Origin of the sequence: Streptococcus sp. 20925_1_24 (genome assembly GCF_041432335.1) — a bacterium.
GTDB classification, from domain to species: domain Bacteria; phylum Bacillota; class Bacilli; order Lactobacillales; family Streptococcaceae; genus Streptococcus; species Streptococcus mitis_BM.
Genome location: NZ_JAPVZM010000017.1, coordinates 13053 through 30128, shown reverse-complemented (window position 1 = coordinate 30128; position 17076 = coordinate 13053). Strand labels below are relative to the sequence as shown.

20 protein-coding genes are annotated in these 17076 nt (G+C 40.7%); all 20 read right to left on the bottom strand.

The window, feature by feature from the left end; genetic code table 11:
• Positions 1 to 46: 46 nt before the first annotated feature.
• On the bottom strand, positions 47 to 346 hold the full coding sequence (yajC, locus tag O3650_RS08745; protein ID WP_004257425.1) for a preprotein translocase subunit YajC: 300 nt from the start codon (positions 344 to 346) through the stop codon (positions 47 to 49).
• A 116-nt stretch (positions 347 to 462) separates the two neighbouring features.
• Positions 463 to 2439, bottom strand: a complete 1977-nt coding sequence (tkt, locus tag O3650_RS08740; RefSeq protein WP_371491940.1) for a transketolase — start codon at positions 2437 to 2439, stop codon at positions 463 to 465.
• A 115-nt stretch (positions 2440 to 2554) separates the two neighbouring features.
• Positions 2555 to 3178 carry a hypothetical protein gene (locus O3650_RS08735; RefSeq protein WP_000932643.1) on the bottom strand — a complete coding sequence of 208 codons (624 nt, stop codon included), beginning with the start codon at positions 3176 to 3178 and terminating at the stop codon, positions 2555 to 2557.
• A gap of 50 nt (positions 3179 to 3228) precedes the next feature.
• Positions 3229 to 4215, bottom strand: coding sequence for an RNA-binding cell elongation regulator Jag/EloR (gene jag, locus O3650_RS08730; RefSeq protein WP_000260006.1), 987 nt, complete (start codon positions 4213 to 4215; stop codon positions 3229 to 3231).
• A 17-nt stretch (positions 4216 to 4232) separates the two neighbouring features.
• Positions 4233 to 5057: a membrane protein insertase YidC gene (locus tag O3650_RS08725; protein WP_265529558.1), complete on the bottom strand. Its 825-nt coding sequence runs from the start codon at positions 5055 to 5057 to the stop codon at positions 4233 to 4235.
• Positions 5032 to 5403: a ribonuclease P protein component gene (rnpA, locus tag O3650_RS08720; RefSeq protein ID WP_101782621.1), complete on the bottom strand. Its 372-nt coding sequence runs from the start codon at positions 5401 to 5403 to the stop codon at positions 5032 to 5034. Before rnpA ends, O3650_RS08725 begins: the two co-directional genes overlap by 26 nt.
• Before the next feature lie 149 nt (positions 5404 to 5552).
• Positions 5553 to 6743 (bottom strand): acetate kinase, encoded by a 1191-nt coding sequence (locus O3650_RS08715; protein WP_000167763.1) that lies wholly within the window; start codon positions 6741 to 6743, stop codon positions 5553 to 5555.
• A gap of 51 nt (positions 6744 to 6794) precedes the next feature.
• Positions 6795 to 7748, bottom strand: a complete 954-nt coding sequence (locus tag O3650_RS08710; protein WP_153193865.1) for a class I SAM-dependent methyltransferase — start codon at positions 7746 to 7748, stop codon at positions 6795 to 6797.
• Positions 7749 to 7808: 60 nt separating this feature from the next.
• Positions 7809 to 8396, bottom strand: a complete 588-nt coding sequence (locus O3650_RS08705; protein ID WP_371491937.1) for a class I SAM-dependent methyltransferase — start codon at positions 8394 to 8396, stop codon at positions 7809 to 7811.
• 32 nt (positions 8397 to 8428) lie between these two features.
• Positions 8429 to 8842, bottom strand: a complete 414-nt coding sequence (gene comGG / locus O3650_RS08700) for a competence type IV pilus minor pilin ComGG (RefSeq protein WP_203176437.1) — start codon at positions 8840 to 8842, stop codon at positions 8429 to 8431.
• The gene (comGF, locus tag O3650_RS08695) at positions 8820 to 9281 is read right to left on the bottom strand and encodes a competence type IV pilus minor pilin ComGF (protein WP_061457600.1); all 462 of its coding nucleotides are present in this window, start codon (positions 9279 to 9281) and stop codon (positions 8820 to 8822) included. The genes comGG and comGF overlap by 23 nt, the downstream gene beginning before the upstream one ends.
• On the bottom strand, positions 9244 to 9546 hold the full coding sequence (gene comGE, locus O3650_RS08690) for a competence type IV pilus minor pilin ComGE (RefSeq protein ID WP_000413380.1): 303 nt from the start codon (positions 9544 to 9546) through the stop codon (positions 9244 to 9246). The genes comGF and comGE overlap by 38 nt, the downstream gene beginning before the upstream one ends.
• Positions 9509 to 9943, bottom strand: coding sequence for a competence type IV pilus minor pilin ComGD (comGD, locus tag O3650_RS08685; RefSeq protein WP_194250512.1), 435 nt, complete (start codon positions 9941 to 9943; stop codon positions 9509 to 9511). The genes comGE and comGD overlap by 38 nt, the downstream gene beginning before the upstream one ends.
• Entirely contained in the window at positions 9906 to 10229 is a 324-nt protein-coding gene (comGC, locus tag O3650_RS08680; protein WP_000738641.1) for a comG operon protein ComGC, read from the bottom strand. Before comGC ends, comGD begins: the two co-directional genes overlap by 38 nt.
• Position 10230: 1 nt before the next feature.
• Positions 10231 to 11274, bottom strand: a complete 1044-nt coding sequence (gene comGB / locus O3650_RS08675) for a competence type IV pilus assembly protein ComGB (protein WP_153193868.1) — start codon at positions 11272 to 11274, stop codon at positions 10231 to 10233.
• On the bottom strand, positions 11195 to 12136 hold the full coding sequence (gene comGA, locus O3650_RS08670) for a competence type IV pilus ATPase ComGA (protein WP_153193869.1): 942 nt from the start codon (positions 12134 to 12136) through the stop codon (positions 11195 to 11197). The genes comGB and comGA overlap by 80 nt, the downstream gene beginning before the upstream one ends.
• Positions 12137 to 12212: 76 nt before the next feature.
• Positions 12213 to 12578 (bottom strand): DUF1033 family protein, encoded by a 366-nt coding sequence (locus O3650_RS08665; protein WP_000286413.1) that lies wholly within the window; start codon positions 12576 to 12578, stop codon positions 12213 to 12215.
• 150 nt (positions 12579 to 12728) lie between these two features.
• Entirely contained in the window at positions 12729 to 13787 is a 1059-nt protein-coding gene (locus O3650_RS08660) for a zinc-dependent alcohol dehydrogenase family protein (protein WP_153193870.1), read from the bottom strand.
• 161 nt (positions 13788 to 13948) lie between these two features.
• Positions 13949 to 15100 carry an N-acetylglucosamine-6-phosphate deacetylase gene (gene nagA / locus O3650_RS08655; protein ID WP_153193871.1) on the bottom strand — a complete coding sequence of 384 codons (1152 nt, stop codon included), beginning with the start codon at positions 15098 to 15100 and terminating at the stop codon, positions 13949 to 13951.
• A gap of 151 nt (positions 15101 to 15251) precedes the next feature.
• Entirely contained in the window at positions 15252 to 17069 is a 1818-nt protein-coding gene (locus tag O3650_RS08650; RefSeq protein ID WP_261053170.1) for an acyltransferase family protein, read from the bottom strand.
• Between the last annotated feature and the right edge of the window lie 7 nt (positions 17070 to 17076).

Sequence of the window (17076 nt, the reverse complement as noted above, 5' to 3'; positions counted from 1 at the left end):
CCCATTTCCTTTCTTTTATAGAAAAACGGGAGTTCGTAATCCCGTCTTATTTTTCAATTGCGCCTTCGAGTGAAGCTGTTTCTTTAAGTGGTAATACGGTCTTGATAGCAGCTAGTTCAAAAGTCAAGTAAACTCCATCTACATCAAGAACAATCGTTCTCTTCTCAGTATCTACTTCATCGACTGTTCCGTAAAGTCCACCGATTGTAATCACTTCATAGCCTTTTTGTAGTTTATTTAAGCTTTCCATACGTTTTTGTGCTTGTTTCTTTTGAGAGCGTTGCATAAAAAACATCAAGGCAAACATCGCTACAAGCATAATTAAAAATGTATAATTTGGATTCATTTTCTTCTCCTTTGTCTTTTACATAGGACTACTATATCAAATTTCAGCTACTTTTACAAGATTGTACCTTGCTTTTCTAGTAAGAAAAACCAGAGCTTGCGCTCTGATTCTTAGGGTTATTTCAAATTTTGAACGACTTTTACAAGATTTTCAACAGTAAAGCCATATTCTGCCAATACTTTTGGTGCTGGAGCAGAGGCTCCGAAGGTATCAATACCTAGAACGGCACCATCTAGTCCAACATATTTGTACCAGTTTTGAGTTGCACCCATTTCGACTGCGACACGACGACGAACTGCATTTGGAAGAATTTCTTCCTTGTATGCTGCATGTTGTTTATCAAAGACATCTGTAGATGGCATGCTGACTACGCGGACTTTTGCACCTTGACTAGCCAATTCTTTAGCAGCTGAGACAGCAAGATTAACCTCTGAACCTGTCGCAATCAAGATGGTATCAAAGTCTGATGCATTTTCATAGACAACATAGGCACCTTTTGCAACCTTGTCGAAGTCTGTTCCTTCTTCAACAGTCAAGTTTTGACGTGTCAAGACAAGGGCAGTTGGTGTTTTTTCACTTGTCACTGCAAGGTACCAAGCCGCTTGCGTTTCACGCGCATCTGCTGGACGGAAAACATTTAGATTTGGCATAGCACGAAGACCTGCTAAGTGCTCAACTGGTTCGTGTGTTGGGCCATCTTCCCCTACCGCAATAGAATCGTGGGTAAAGACATAAGTCACAGGAAGTCCTTGTAAGGCTGACAAGCGAACAGCTGCCTTCACATAGTCAGAGAAGACGAAGAAAGTTCCACCGTATACACGAAGTCCACCGTGAAGAGCCATCCCGTTCAAGATCGTTCCCATTGCAAATTCACGAACACCAAACTGAATGTTACGGTTCAAGCGATTAGCATCGTCTTGAAGTCCGTCAGTCTTGATATAAGTCATGTTTGAGTGAGCTAGGTCAGCTGATCCACCCAAGAAAGTTGGTAACTTAGCTGCCACAACATTCAAGGCATCTTGGCTTGAATTACGAGTTGCTTGAGAGAAGCCATTTTCTAATGCTGGGAAGTCTGCTGGAGTCACTTCAACTGGATCGCGTCCATCGATGATGGCTTCTACTTCTGCAGCCAATTCTGGGTGAGCTTCTTTATAGTCAGCAACTAATTTTATCCAAGTTTGATAAGCTGATGCACCACGGTCTGCAACATGTTCTTTGAAATCAGCATAAACTTGTTCTGGAATTTCAAATGGTTCATAGTCCCAACCGAGAGCTTGACGAGTAGCTGCAGTTTCATCTGCTCCAAGAGGAGCACCGTGTACAGCATTAGTTCCTTGTTTGTTTGGAGAACCGTATCCAATAACAGTCTTCACTTCAATCAAAGATGGTTTGCCTGAAGCTTTTGCTGTTTCGATAGCAGCATGGATAGCTTCCAAGTCTGTTCCATCTTCAACCAAGGCAGTGTGCCAACCGTAGGCATTGTAACGGTCACGAACACTTTCTGTAAAGGAATCTTTTGTCTCACCATCCAAGTTGATGTCATTTGAATCATAAAGAACAACCAACTTATCCAGTTTTTGCAAGCCTGCGTAAGAAGCCGCCTCACTTGAGACACCTTCCATCAAGTCTCCGTCTCCACAGATAACGTAAGTATAGTGGTCAAAGATATTGTAGCCTTCTCGGTTATATTTGGCTGCCAAGAAACGTTCTGCTTGGGCAAAACCAGTGGCAGTTGAAATCCCTTGACCTAGAGGACCTGTCGTTGCATCAATCCCTGCTGTATGGCCAAATTCTGGGTGACCTGGTGTTTTTGAACCCCACTGACGGAAGCTCTTGATCTCATCCATACTGACATCTTCAAAACCAGAAAGGTGAAGAAGGGCATAAAGGAGCATTGAACCATGGCCTGCTGAAAGAATAAAGCGGTCACGGTTAATCCAGTTTGGTTGAGCTGGATTGATACGAAGTTGTTTTGTAAAGAGGCTGTAAGCCATCGGAGCCGCTCCCATAACTACACCTGGGTGACCTGAGTTGGCTTTATTAATGGCGTCAATACCTAGAAAACGAATTGCATTAACAGATAGATTTGACATAGAATTTCCTTTCTATTTGAGGTGATTATTGTATCACACATTCTATTTTACTATTATATGAAAAAATACATAGAATAGCAATTAAACAATTCGACGTAAATAAGTATTCTATTTGCTATCCTCTAGTCGCCTGATAATAGGGAAGTAAGCGTTCATAAGCATTTTCTAATTTTTCTAAAATCACTTCTAATGATTGATTTTCAATAAAAGAAACATCTGCCTTAACTAACACTTTTCGGACTTCCTGATTGGATAGTTTATTTCTTAAAATTTGACGATTTTCTTCGTTCGCATCCCACCGTTGACTTTGATCATCAGAGTAGACTAGATAATAAATCCCTTCAACGGTTGGAATTTCTAAAACTTTGACCTGCTTACCTAGAGTTTGCTCATCTTTCTTGCGCTCGATGAAACTGATTTCTAAGGAAATACCAAAATCAGAAGGATTCCCGTACAAACGTAAGGCTAGCATAGGTTCTGTCACTTTCCCCTCACGTTGTAGATAAACCCAGAAGTGTGGTCGCAAGCGCTGCGCTTGGTTCATCCACTGGCTAGTCTGTTGAAGTTGCCATTCTGGATGACTTACTTGAAAGGCATTGGCCAGTTCTGTAAAAGCCTTTCTGGCCTCTTGACCTTTGTGGCGGAATGCCAGCATCTTCTCTCGCTCTGCTCCCGCTTTATCAGGATTACGGTACTGCAAACCAGCAAAGTCTAAATAATCTCTTATCTTATTCAACATTAGTTTAATCTCCTCTAGCTAGCAAAAAATCAGGAGAACCCTGATTTTACTTATTCTGTATCTACAACGACATAGCGATTGGGCTCATCACCTTCAGAGTAACTGGTCACGCCATCCATACGTGAAATAATACGATGAATAATCTTGCGTTCGCTATTCGACATTGGATCTGTCTGATGACTACGTCCTTCTTCTAAAACACGAGTCGCCAATTTTTGCGCATAGGTCTGCAAGACTTCTGCACGGTGTTCAACATAATCATTGACATTGATTGTAATGTAGAAGGTTCTTGAATAGCGGTTGTAAAGATAATTTTGAGCCAACAGTTGCAAGGCCTTCAAGACTTTACCATGGTAGCCGATAATACGACCTGGTTCGTTAGTATCAATTTGCAAATTGATGCTACGACGGTTATAGTCATTTGAAAGTGTAGCTTCAACATCCATGTCATCAATAATCGTTTGAACATAAGTCGTGACTTCCGTAGCTACTTGTTCAATATCAAAGCTCGGTTCAACTTTCAAGCCCAAGTCTTCTAGTTCTTGACTTTCAGTTTGCTCAGTTTGGCTTTCAATAATAGGTGTTTCTACTTCTTCGAGAGCAGTTTCTTCAAGTTGTAATTCATTTAAGATCTCAATGTGACCAGTTTCTTCCAAGATAGTGCTGGCATGTCTTTCATGTTTTAAGATTTCAGCCTTGACTTCATCAGAAATACCTTGACCTTCCTCTTCAATCTTTTTAATTGCTTCTACAACATGACCCAAATCAACCGTTGCTTCACTGACTGTTTTAACAGGCTCATTCAAATCATTGATTTGTTTTGGAACTCCCTTTACAGCTTGTTGGTTTGCTTTTACAACTGTCGTTTCACTAATAGCATCGATATCCACTTGAGCTGGTTTTTTACCAAATAAGCCAAGAAACCCTTTTTTCTCACGAGAAATGACTTTGATATGAGCCTTCATTCTTGGAATATCTAATTCTTTCAATCCTTTCTGGATTGCTTCTTCAACAGTTGAACCTGTAAATACTACCATTACCAGATTCCTCCTTATTATTTCGTTTTCTGAGCCTTTTTCTTGGCTTTTCTTTTTCTATTTTCCAAATCTTTCTGTGCCTGAACTACCGCCTCTCGCTCTGCGATAATCTTGAATGGATTATTCAAGAAATAGGTTTGCAAGACTTGATAAGCATTAGACACTGCCCAGTAGAGAGCAACTCCGCTTGGAGCATAAACCCCAAAGATAAAAATCAAGACTGGAATCCCGTACATCATCGCAGTCGTAGCTCCATTACGCTCAGACAAGGCTTTATTAGACAACCAAGTACTTAAAAAGGTAAATACTGCTGCTAAAATCGGGAGAACAAGGGTTGTATCCACACCACCAAGGTTAATCCATAAGAAATGACCTGTCTTTAAAAAGTCAACTCTTGATAGAGCTTGGAACAAGGCCAAGATAACCGGCATCTGAATCAAAATCGGCCAAAGAGAATCTGAATGTCTGACACCCATTTCTTTAAAGACTTTACGCATTTCTTGCTCTAGCTTGGTTCTGCTTTCCATATCTCGACCCGGATATTGTTCTCGAAGCGCCTTAATGCGTGGTTGAGCTTCCTGCATTTTTCTAGAAGCCACCATTTGCACTTGGAAGACTGGCAAGAGGACTGTACGAATCAAGACCGTAAAGAGAATAATCCCCACTCCGATACTGATATCAAACGATAAAAAGCGAATAATTTCCGCAAAGAAGTAAACAAATTTACTCCAAAAATCAGCCGAATTGGCTGTAATATCGCTAGTTGTCCCATTTGTTGCACAGGCTGTCATGATCAATAGAGACAGTCCAAGCAAACTAGTCAACTGTAATTTCTTTTTCACTCCCATTTCCTTCCTGGTAAATCTTTGATAATTTTAATACGTGGAGTAGATTTTTCTCCATCTCTACGTATCCCAAGGTTTCGACTCCTTTTCGAGCAATGACAACAAAGTCGACATCTTCTACCAGACTCCCTTTTGCATTCTGGATAATATGTCTAATTCGTCGCTTGATTTGATTTCTAGTGACGGCATTCCCAAGTTTTTTGCTGACTGATAGACCTACTCGAAAATGATTTTTCTGGTTTTCTAGTTGGTAGACAACAAATTTGCGATTGGCAAAACTTGTCCCCTCCTTGAAAATCGCCTTAAAATCTTTCTCTCTTTTTACACGAAAGTTTTTCTTCAAAACTCAACTCCATCTATTAAATTACTACTATTATACCATATTTTTCAAAAAAGCCAATCATAGCAAGGTTTGGGACAATTTCATCAGAAAAAGAAGCTGGAAAAATCACTTTCCCAACTCCTTGTACGGAATATTTTTACTAGTTTTACTTATTTTTTCAAGCGTTCAACGTCACGGGCAATAACTAGCTCTTCATCTGTTGGAATAACCAATACACGGATCTTCGCTGCCTCTGTTGAGATGTCTCCTGTCACACCAAAGACGTTCTTTTCTGGGTCAACATCACAACCAAACCAAGAGATACCTGAGATAACATCTTCACGCACATTTGCAGCATTTTCACCAATACCTGCAGTAAAGATAATAGCATCTGCTCCATTTAGGACCGCAAGGTATTGACCGATATGTTTTTGGATACGGTCAACATACATTTCATAAGCCAAAGTGGCATCGTGGTCCCCTTCTTCCATAGCAGCAATCACATCACGCATATCACTAGATTTACCTGAAACCCCCATCAGTCCTGATTCACGATTAAGGACGCGACTAATATCTTCGGGCGTGTTAAAATCCTCTGTATATTGCATTAAGTAAGGAATGATAGCTGGGTCAATATCCCCTGTACGTGTTCCCATCATCACACCACCAAGTGGAGTGAAGCCCATTGAAGTATCCACAGATTGACCACCCTTAACAGCTGTAATAGAAGCACCATTACCGATATGGCAAGTAATCAATTTTAAGTCTTCTAATGGACGTCCCAAGAGTTTTGCTGCTTCTCCTGCTACAAACTGGTGACTTGTACCGTGGGCACCATATTTACGAACCTTGTTTTCTGTGTAATATTTTGTTGGTAGAGGGTAGCGATAAGCTTTCTCTGGCATACTTGTGTGGAATGAAGTATCAAAAACAACTACACTGGTAATGTCTGGCAACAATTCCTTGAAGGCACGAACACCTGCTGCATTGGCTGGATTGTGGAGAGGAGCCAACAAGCTCAACTCTTCAACTTTTTCTAAAACATCTCCCTCAACGACTGTTGATTCTTTGAAATATTCTCCACCAGCCACAACACGGTGTCCAACACCAGTAATCTCGTCATAAGCCTTGATAATATCAAAACGAATCAAGTCATCCAATAAGATTTTAACAGCTTGTGTGTGATTTTCAATATCCAAAATTTGTTGTTCAGAACGACCATCAAATTTTACAGTTGAAATTGAATCTTTCAAACCGATACGTTCAATCAAACCTTTCGCCAATACTTTTTCTTCTGGCATTAAGTATAATTGCCATTTCAAACTTGAACTTCCCGCATTGATTGCAATTGTTTTTGTCATAACATGATACCCCTTTTTTAAGCGTTTTCATCTATTATAACAAAATCTATTTTATATTTCAGTACCTTGAGTCCATTTTTGAAAATTTTCTTTAAATTTCATTAAAACACTTGCATCTTGCAAGCTAGCAAGTGGATAAACAAAAGGCTCCACTGCTATTTCACTTTTCTTCTGTAAGATAAAAATAGTCTTAGATTGTTTGGCATTGGCAAAGAGATTTTCAGGCAGACTGATCATGGCAACTAGATTCGCCTCCTCTTTCAACCACCCTTTCAACAAGTCACTTTGAGGGCTGGTCAACAAATCACTCGGAGCGAGAAAAATAGCATATCCATCTGACTTGAGATACTTAAGTCCTTGTTCCATGAGCAAGTGATGGGCGTAAGTATGTTCTTGGCTAGAAGCAACTTGATGGCGCGACGCAACGGCATCATCAGGATAATAGCCGACAGGTAGGTCGCTGATGACCACGTCGCTTTCTTTGAGCATTTGTGGACGAACGGCATCTCCTTGGACAAAGCCAGCCTGCAAACCAATTACATCTGCCATGCTAGCTGCCAAATCAATCAGCAAATCATCCACTTCCATTCCCAAGTAATCCACCTTTTTATCAAGCGAGGTCAAGAAAGTAGCCCCCAGAATCCCCATCCCGGAACCCATTTCGAGAATAGTAAATTCCTCCTCTTTAAGCAATTCTTCCACAATAAACACCAAAAGCAAAGCAATGGCATCTGGTGTAAACTGGTGATTGGCCTGTAGGGGCTCTGTCTGCCCAGCCTTCATCAAGAGAAACTGGTAGGTCTTGAGCCATTCTTCTTTGCGAAGCGCTAAGCGTTTAAGGGCCTGATTGTTTTCCTTGACCTGCTCTAACTCAGTCTCACCATCCAAATAGATGCTGTTTTGCTCCACCAAGGCATCATAAAAATTGGTCGCCAAATCACTTTGGATGACTTGGACATTCTCTAGTAAATACGTATAAGCTTGTTCAATTTTTTCAAAATCCATATTCCTATCTTATCAAATTTCCCTTCTTTTTTCCATCCTTATAGAAAAATCACTCCCTGACTAGGCGAGTGATTTTTGGGCTACTGTAAAAAAGAGTTCTGAGTAATTTACTTGAAACAGGTCTTCAGCGCTATAGAGGATCTGACTATGCACAGATGAAAAACCGTGCTGAATTAGCTTGTTTTCCAGTTCAGGCAATTCAAATCCATGATGGTTAGCTTCTGTCTTGGTAAAATCAGCAAGTAGGAGTTGTCCATCTTCCTTCAAATGTTGATGAAACAGTGAGCGAGCCGCATCCAAATCAGGCATATGATGAAGAACCCGACAAACAACAATGAGATCAAACTCTTTCTCCAAGGGTTTTTCCAGTAAATCTTGGTCCAAAAACTGGATATTCTTGATGTCTTGCTGCTCCGCTTTCAAGCGAGCTTGCTCCAGCATTCTCTCCGAAATATCCACCAATGTTACAGATTTAGCCTGCTTGGCTAGGGGCAAGGCTAATAGACCCGTCCCTCCACCGAAATCCAAAATTTCTTTGTCTGATAGAAGATCAATCTGTTTCTCGACTGCTTGACAAACCAAGTTTGCAAGGAAGATATTTTTAGGGGAATCAAAAGTTTCTGCTTTGTGGTTAAAATCATGTTTCATATCTTTAGTTTAGCACAAAGTAGCTTGGTTGGCTAGGAATTCTCTTTCTTTTCAGGCTTCTTTTCTGATTTTTTCTTCTCCACTTCTTCACTTGAACTAGTCGCTACCTCTTCCTTTTTATCCGTTTTCTCTTCTTTGATTTTGATTGAAGGAAACACAAACTCATATTGGCTCTTAGGCGTACGAACCGTCGTCACCAAGCTTGTTTTCTTATTTTGATAGCTCACCTGACCTAGATTAAAGGTCTGTTCCCCACTTTCCTTATCAACCTTATCTTTGGTTCGCTTGGCCATAGCAAAAGCAACCAACTTTTCTTTATTTAAAGCGTAGTCTTGATGGTGGGCGACTTGTCGGTTCAAGTAAAATTGTAACAAAAGACTAAAGATGGCTGCTATGGTGACCGCATAGAGGAGAACACCTGCCTTAACTTTTTTCTTTTTCCACACGATAGATGAACTCCCTTTCTAAGCCTTTTTGGAACTGGAAACGAAAGCGCACCAGTTGATTGTCCTCTGTAATCTGCGCGGATTTAAGCCCATAAATCATAGGCTGATAACCCCGTCCACTGGCATCGGTTTTCCGAAAATCATCCGATTTTGACTTACCTATAGCGATATCCTTACCATCCTGCTTCATATAGAGGCGGTTGCCCTCCACTTTTTCGAACTGCGAACGGTCTAATTCTGCCTCCAACTGGTCCACAAACAAGAGCCACTCTTTTTGTTCGCTTTGTTGCTGGTAGCGAACTTCTGAAATGAGGAGCTGACTCATGGCTTGAAAGAGGAGTAAGCTTCCACTGATGACAATGAGGGCAATCAGGGATTCCAACAAGGTAAAAGCCTTGACCTTATGGCTCTTTGATAGCCAACAACTGTTCTGAACCATGGTAAACCTCCAATCCCTTTTCACTAGAAAACACCTGAATCTCCACTCCGTTTATGTTTACCTGATTTTGACCTGTCTGCAGAGCCATCTTAGCTACACGCAAGACTTCTTCCTTTTGCAAGATTTTTGCTTCTTCTTGTCTATTTTTCTGAATTTGTCCCAAAAGGAGGGTTGCTATGCTGGCAAAGATAGCTAGAGCAACTACTGCTTCTAGTAAAATTACTGCCCTAATTTTTTGTTTCCTTAATGCGTTTAATTTTTCCATTTCCTAGATATAATTGATAACGAATCGCTCCTCTGCTGGTCTGAAATTCAACCTTAGCCAGGGACGAATTGCCCCCAGCTCGGTCAAATGTGATACTTTGTCCTGATGGTGCCTGAATTCCTTTAGGAACTGTCAACTTTTGACTGCCATTGCTAATCGTCTGCCCATCTAAGTTTAGACTAGTCTTTTGCTGACTGGCTACACTGCGTTTTTGGGTTTCCCGATAGAGTTCTTCAAATTCCATAAAGAAAATCTGCTCCTCTACCGCCGCAAAAGTGGACTGGACAGAGCCAGATAAGCCCAAGGCAAGGATACTCACAAGACCCAAAACCAAGAGACTTTCCAGCATGGTAAAGGCCTTAATCTGCAACGGTTTGACTGGTATTTTGTTTAGCATGGTATTCTTTATAAGCTTTAGCCTGTTCTTCTGTGATTCGCCCATCTGCTTGTAACTTACTTAGGCTAGCATCTTCATTTTTATCTAAGCTATAAAGCTCTGCCTGGCTTTCCACCACCTTAACAACAGCAGCTTTTCCTTTGTCATTGACCGCCTCTTTTTGCTTGGTCAAATTAGGTACAAAGAGCAAGAGAAGCACGCTGATGATTAAAAGGACCACTAACATCTCCACAAGTGTAAAAGCTTTAACCTTAGCTTTTTTCAAGAATGTCATCATTTTTTTCATGTTAAAAATTTACCTCCATATTTTGATACATGGGCATGAGCATTGCCGCATAAAGTAAAACGATAATCAGTGCCACAAAGATAAAAACCAGTGGCTGCACCAAATTCATGGTGCGGTTAACTCGGGTAAAAAAGGCTTCCCAAGTTTTTTCAGCATAGATTTCCAACTCACTCCCCAGCTTGGACTTGACTTCACCATACTCGATGATGAGACTCAACTCTTTTTTAAAGAAAGGATAGGTTGCTATGGTTTGAGAAAATTCGCGGCCATTTTGTAGGGATTGAGCTAAATCTTGACCGATTTCTTTAAAGAGCTGGGAACCTTGTTCCTGCATGATTTGAAAAATCTGCGTCAGCTCCATTCCCTGCGAAATCATATTACCCCATTCACGCGCATAATAAGCTGTCAGATAAGTCTGCACAAAGATTCCAAGAAAAGGAATGCGTGCTAAGATAGAAAAGACGCGCATCTTAGAACTTCTTTTATAAAAAGTGAGTGCTAAAAGGACAAGTATGGAAACAAATCCTACCATTCCTAGAAAGATTTGTGGCAGATTTCCGATAATTTGGGTGGCAATATTACTACTATCCAGTTGTGGTAGTAGGTAGCTACGTAGCCCCAGCATAATTAAGAGAAGAAATCCCAGTAAAATCAAAGGATAGGTCGCTACTTCAATTAATTTTTTCTTGACCTTGGCCAGATTGTCTAGATATTCTTCTATCTTTCCCAAACTCAAGTGGAGATTTCCATGGACTTCCGCTAGGGATAACTGAGTGACAATGGCACTTGAAAATCCCAAACTAGCCATCATTTCTGAGAATGATTTCCCCTGAGACAAGCCCGTGCGCATCTGGGTCACGCACTGCTTGTCCAACAAAGCACTCCTATCTAAAAAGGAGATAGTCTCCACCAGATGAAAACCGCTGGAAAAGAGATTGTTAAACAGGGTGATGATATTTTTTTGCTTAGCTGTAGCTAATTTTTTCCGTTTCAGCCTGAAGGCTTGTGATATGTCCGTCTTTAAGAAGCTGGTCAATCTGTTCATTCCAACTAGTTGGCTGGTGTTCTTGGTAGTCTTTGTTTGCAAAGTCAACGATTCCTCCTCCCCCTATTAATCTCTGGTAGCAGACTCCTTGCAGAACGACTGCCAATTCCTCCTCACTCACACCCAACTCCAGTAGGCGCTCATAAACACCTCGAATACTCTTGGCGTGAATGGTTGAAAAGACTGTCGCACCTGTCAAACTGGCTCTGACCACTGCACGCGCCGTCTCGCTGTCCCGAATTTCTCCGATAATCAGGAGATCTGGCCGATGCCGTAGGGAAAGCTTGATGAGATTTTCATAGGTAAGTCCGATCGCTTCATTCAACTGTAATTGGAGCATGTTGTCCTGCTTGATTTCGACAGGATCTTCGATAGACATGACTTGCTGTCCTTTAAAGAGGAACTTGGCCAATTCGTGCATCAGGGTTGTCTTGCCACTTCCGACTGGACCAGCAAAAAGATAGAGTCCCCGTTGCCTGTACTGCTTACCCAGTTCTCCAATATCCTGAAACCAAAAATGTAAATCTTGCTCCTCATCGTGCAACAAGCGAATGACTAAACTCTCATGCCCTCTATAATCGCCTACAGTAGACAAACGTAGGGACGCCATCTTCTGGTCATATTCATAATCACAGGAACCAAGTTGACTACGTCTCTTTTCTCCCACATTCATACCCGCCACAAACTTGAAATGACTGATGACAGCCGCAAATTTTTCAAAGTCATAACAACCGATTTTACAACGCTCGTCTCCTATTCTCATATGAATCTCATAGGCGTCGAGCTTAGGGACAAAATAAATATCCTGCGCCCCTTTTTTCCGAGCCGACCGAATGATTTCTTGTGCAATTTCTTGAACCATACTTACCTCCTCACCTATACTATTCGCAAAGATTTGGAAAAAATAAAAAGCAACTCCAAAAAAAGTTACTTTTTCTCTATTTTAATTTCATACGGCAAGAACGGTGCCTTTCCTTACCTGTTTGTTTTTCATAGCCTGGGCGTAGTTTTTCATCTGGAATAACCTGCTCATCCTGCAAAAGAGCCAAAGAATGGTATTGTTGTAAATACTCATCACATTCATCACACCAGCGTTGGTCTTCTGGATCCCAAAAAATGGTCATCAAATCACTTCTACTTTTATAAAGAGGGGATTCTTGTTCCAATCTAAACCAGCAAGTTTTGTAGTATTTGAGAGCATCATAATACTGGTCAAATTTTCTACTTGCTACAATATCTTCTTCCCAACCTTCTAAGAACCACCACGGTTCAAAATCTCCGTACATTTCTATAACACGATACATATTCATTCATTCCTTTGTACCGTATATTATAACTAATTCCGCTAGACAAGGAAAGAAATATGCTCATTTCTTAATTTCTTGATAAAAAATCCAGCCATCTGATGGATGACTGAATTTCTATTTGCTTGTATTCCAAAATATTTTTACTACCTAGACTTCTGAGATATCGTTTTCGATAATGACCTTAATTGCATGGTGGTCTGCTGCCTTACTGAAGACTTCGTAGGCTTTTTCAATTTCACTGAGTTTGAAATAGTGAGTTACCAATTTTTCTGGTTCAATCTTATGACTTTCAAGTGCTTTCAACAATTGTGGAGTTGTATTTGTAGATACCAAACCAGTTGTTACATTAATGTTGCGAATCCAAAGTTTGTCCAAATCGAATTCGACTGGTTTACCATGTACACCACAGTTAGCAACTGTTCCGTCTACACCGATAATCTTTTGACAGAAATCAAATGTTGCAGGAATACCAACAGCTTCAATAGCTACGTCTACACCACGACCACCTGTCAAATCATAAATTTCTTTAATGGCTTTTTCAGGGTCTGAAGAATTAACCTTATGAGTCGCACCAAATGATAGGGCAGTTTCCAAGCGGTTATCGTCTAGATCTACCATAATCAATTTAGCTGGTGAATAGAATTGAGCTGTCAAAAGAGCAGCCAATCCAACTGGACCTGAACCAATAATGGCTACGCTACAACCAGGTTCTACTTTCCCTTTTAAGACACCAATTTCATATCCAGTAGGCAGAATGTCTGATAGCATAACCAAGGCTTCGTCTGACAAGTCTTCTGGAGTATGGTAAAGAGTGTTATCTGCATGAGGGACACGTAAATATTCAGCCTGCATACCATCAATCAAGTGACCGAAAATCCAGCCCCCTTCGTCTTCACAGTGGGCATAAATTCCTTTTTTACAGTAGTAGCATTTACCACAGGCACAGACACAAGAAATCAAGACCTTGTCGCCTTTTTTGAAATTAGAAACTCCTTCTCCAACTTCTTCAACAATCCCAATCCCTTCGTGACCAAGAATGGTACCACTTTGGCAAGCGGGAACATCCCCTTTGATAATATGGAGGTCTGTTCCACAAATAGTGGTTTTTACGATACGCACAATAGCGTCAGTTGGCTTGCGAATAACTGGTTTGTCTACGTCAACAAAAGAAGCAAGTCCTGGTTTAACATAAGTATAGGCTTTCATAATGTACTCCTCCGTTTTTTTATTTGTACTATTTATAATATAATTGTAAGCCTTTTCATTTGTTTATTCAAGTTTTTTTGTGATTTTTTTAACTTTTTTATTTACCGGTAAAGTAACGTAGATAAAAAAGCAGAAGCTAGTCTAACTTCTGCTTTTTTATCTTATGCTTGATAACGTTTCACACCGTCTAGGTAGGTTGCTACCAATTCCAAATCTTTATCTAATACGATAAAGTCTGCGTCGTAGCCTTCACGGATTTGACCACAGACATCGTCAATGTGAACGGATTTAGCTGGGTTGAGGCTGGCCATCATGACTGCTTCATGCGGATTCGCAATACCCCACTCGACTACATTTCTCATACCATCTTTAAGTTTGAGGATAGAACCTGCCAAATTACCAGTAGATTTGAGACGTGCAGTTCCATTTGCTACTACAACAGGGAATTCTCCCAACATATAGTCACCGTCTTCAAGCCCACCAGCTGTCATACAGTCCGTAATAAGAGCGATGTTTTCTGTCCCCTTTTGCTTAAGTAAAATCTCACAAGCTTTTGGATCTACGTGATAACCATCACAAATCAATTCTGCGTAAGTATGTGGGAGCTCATACATAGCTCCTACCATACCTAGTTCGCGGTGTGTTAAACCACGCATCCCATTATAGGCATGTACCCATACACTAGCTCCAGCATCAACTGCCTTCTTAGCTTGTTCAAATGTCGCATCTGAGTGTCCAAGTGCAACTGTCACACCTTCACCTGTAATAGTACGTACAAAATCTTCCACCCCATCACGTTCTGGTGCAATAGCGATTTTATTTAGCATCCCTTTTGCAGCATCCTGCCAAGAATGAAACTCCTCAACACCCGGGTCTCTCATATAAGTTGGATTTTGTGCCCCCTTAAAAGTTTCTGTGAAATATGGACCTTCATAATAAATCCCACGAATCTTAGCACCTGTTGCTTCTTTATAATGGTTTCCAAGATTTTCAGTGACTGCAAGCAATTGCTCATAAGTGGCTGTTAAAGTTGTGGGCAAGAAACTGGTAACACCGGTACTAAGAAGTCCTTCACTCATAGTATGCAATGTACCTTCAATATTGTTGTCCATCACATCTACACCTGCATATCCATGAATATGAGTATCCACAAGACCTGGTGCAATGCTATAACCAGTATAGTCAAGAACCTCTGCTCCTTCAGGAATTTGATCCACATGTTTCCCAAATTTGCAATCAACAAGTTCTAAGTACCCACCGCGACGAATGCCAAATGGATAGAAAAACTGATCCGCTTTAACGTAATTAGGCATAATAATGACCTCCTTAAAAGATTACTTTTGATATTTATTATGTCAATTACATTATAAACTTTTCTGATTCATTTGTAAATGGTATAGACCTATTTTCTAGAGATATTTTAAAAGAGCTGGATTTCTCCAACTCTTCTCTTTTTAATACAAGTTATTTTGATTTGACTGGCTTGTCTTGAGCTGCTTGCAAGGCTGTAGCAATGGTATCTGCATACAATTTTGCTCCGGCTTCAATTTTGCTAGTGTCACTTCCGAAATGGACTTGGTCTGTTCCTGTCCAGATTTCTGGATGTTCCTTAGCAACTTGATTCCAATCTGCTATCGTGATATAAGGAGTCTTCTCTGCCAATTCTCTCATATAGGCAGCCTCCTTCTCAACGATTGCATAGGTCTCTTTTGTCTTATCCCCCTCATAAGGAGTCACCAAAACCATATGGTGCCCCTTAGGAAGATTTTTCACGATACTATCCCAATCTTCCTTGTAATTTTCAGGATTATTTACCCCAGTTGCAATGACCACCATCTTAGGTAAAAATTTATTCTGGCTATTATTTAGCATGATTTCATTGGCAGTCTTGGTTGTTCTGCTGACCTGCGCGTTAATCTGTGCTCCAGGAAGGGCTGTCTGCAGGGCTGTATTTGCCCTTAAAGCAACCGAGTCACCAATTAACATAGTGCCATCAGCAATTCCCAAACTGTTTGCATCTGCCCGTTCTGTCATCACCTTGGTCTGGCTAATATTTGTTGCAGCTTGCTTCAAGCCATTGACAGTTAAGTCTGTCTCAAAAGCTCCCACTTGTGGTGCCAGCAGAGTTACTAAGAAGACAATGAAGGCCAAGATTCCTGTACTTGCTGCAAGGATTGTATGAATATGAGGCAGGGGACGAAGGGTTTGTATAATAGGTGTGTCCTTTCCTGCAATCCAAGGTTCCAACACATAAAATGATAGGCTGGCAAATCCATAAGAAAAAATCAAAGTCAGTAACACAGCAAAAAGATTTGATGTCAACTGTGAAAAAATGATATAGAAAGGCCAATGGAAGAGATAAACTGCATAGCTAGTATCTGCTAAAAAGCTGATCATCTTTGGCTCCTGCACGTTAGGAGTCTTTTCATGCAAGACACGCGCCGCTAATATCATAGCAAGGGCTGCAAGACTGGCAAGCAAGAAGCCGATGAGATAGGCAAAGAGATAGGTAAATTTGACAAAGAAAGTCAAAATGAGTAAGAAGCCAAAACCTCCTCCAAAAACCAAAAGGGTCTTGCGTAAATCCCAGATTTTATCCAACTGCTTAACTAAAGAAGTCGTCTGACGAACGCCTACAATCGTTGCTAGGATACTTCCCAAAAAGAATGGATAGACATGAGTTAAACTGGAGAAGTAAACAGAGGAATAAGAGGTTACTAGAAAACTACCAATAAACATGGAGAAGAAGCTGATCAAGAAGGCAGCAGCAGACAAGAGAAAGACCATTCCCTTCAACTGACCATTTGATTTAGCCTGCTTAGATAAGAACCAAACTGCCAACCCCCAAAGAATATAGTAGTGAACCTCAACAGCCAAGCTCCAATTATGAACAAACAAATGTGGAATGAACTGAGATTCATAACTCCCACCTGTTAGGAGCTCATAGAAGTTGGTCATGAAGCCTAAAACACCCGCAATCTGACCCCCAATTCCAGCCACATAATCTTGGCGAACTAGAAAGGTAAAGGGCATGGTCACCAAGACCATCAAAACCACAGGTGGCACGATACGATAAAAGCGTCTCCTAAAAAATCCAACCAAATCAATTTCATGATTTTTAGAAAATTCTTCGATGAGTAGAGCCGTAATCAGGAATCCTGAAAATGTGAAAAAGACATCTACCCCGAAAAATCCTCCAGGAAAGATCGTCTGAAAGAAATGATACAAGAGTACCAAAAGTAAACCTGTAATCCTAATCAAGGAAAACCATTTAATGCGCATACGAGTT

Bases quoted from the DNA above. Each gene is read 5' to 3' on its own strand.
- yajC (WP_004257425.1), bottom strand. From the start codon at position 346: ATGAATCCAAATTATACATTTTTAATTATGCTTGTAGCGATGTTTGCC.
- tkt (WP_371491940.1), bottom strand. From the start codon at position 2,439: ATGTCAAATCTATCTGTTAATGCAATTCGTTTTCTAGGTATTGACGCC.
- O3650_RS08735 (WP_000932643.1), bottom strand. From the start codon at position 3,178: ATGTTGAATAAGATAAGAGATTATTTAGACTTTGCTGGTTTGCAGTAC.
- jag (WP_000260006.1), bottom strand. From the start codon at position 4,215: ATGGTAGTATTTACAGGTTCAACTGTTGAAGAAGCAATCCAGAAAGGA.
- O3650_RS08715 (WP_000167763.1), bottom strand. From the start codon at position 6,743: ATGACAAAAACAATTGCAATCAATGCGGGAAGTTCAAGTTTGAAATGG.
- O3650_RS08710 (WP_153193865.1), bottom strand. From the start codon at position 7,748: ATGGATTTTGAAAAAATTGAACAAGCTTATACGTATTTACTAGAGAAT.
- O3650_RS08705 (WP_371491937.1), bottom strand. From the start codon at position 8,396: ATGAAACATGATTTTAACCACAAAGCAGAAACTTTTGATTCCCCTAAA.
- comGF (WP_061457600.1), bottom strand. From the start codon at position 9,281: ATGGTTCAGAACAGTTGTTGGCTATCAAAGAGCCATAAGGTCAAGGCT.
- comGE (WP_000413380.1), bottom strand. From the start codon at position 9,546: ATGGAAAAATTAAACGCATTAAGGAAACAAAAAATTAGGGCAGTAATT.
- comGD (WP_194250512.1), bottom strand. From the start codon at position 9,943: ATGCTAAACAAAATACCAGTCAAACCGTTGCAGATTAAGGCCTTTACC.
- comGC (WP_000738641.1), bottom strand. From the start codon at position 10,229: ATGAAAAAAATGATGACATTCTTGAAAAAAGCTAAGGTTAAAGCTTTT.
- comGB (WP_153193868.1), bottom strand. From the start codon at position 11,274: ATGAACAGATTGACCAGCTTCTTAAAGACGGACATATCACAAGCCTTC.
- comGA (WP_153193869.1), bottom strand. From the start codon at position 12,136: ATGGTTCAAGAAATTGCACAAGAAATCATTCGGTCGGCTCGGAAAAAA.
- O3650_RS08665 (WP_000286413.1), bottom strand. From the start codon at position 12,578: ATGTATCGTGTTATAGAAATGTACGGAGATTTTGAACCGTGGTGGTTC.
- O3650_RS08660 (WP_153193870.1), bottom strand. From the start codon at position 13,787: ATGAAAGCCTATACTTATGTTAAACCAGGACTTGCTTCTTTTGTTGAC.
- nagA (WP_153193871.1), bottom strand. From the start codon at position 15,100: ATGCCTAATTACGTTAAAGCGGATCAGTTTTTCTATCCATTTGGCATT.
- O3650_RS08650 (WP_261053170.1), bottom strand. From the start codon at position 17,069: ATGCGCATTAAATGGTTTTCCTTGATTAGGATTACAGGTTTACTTTTG.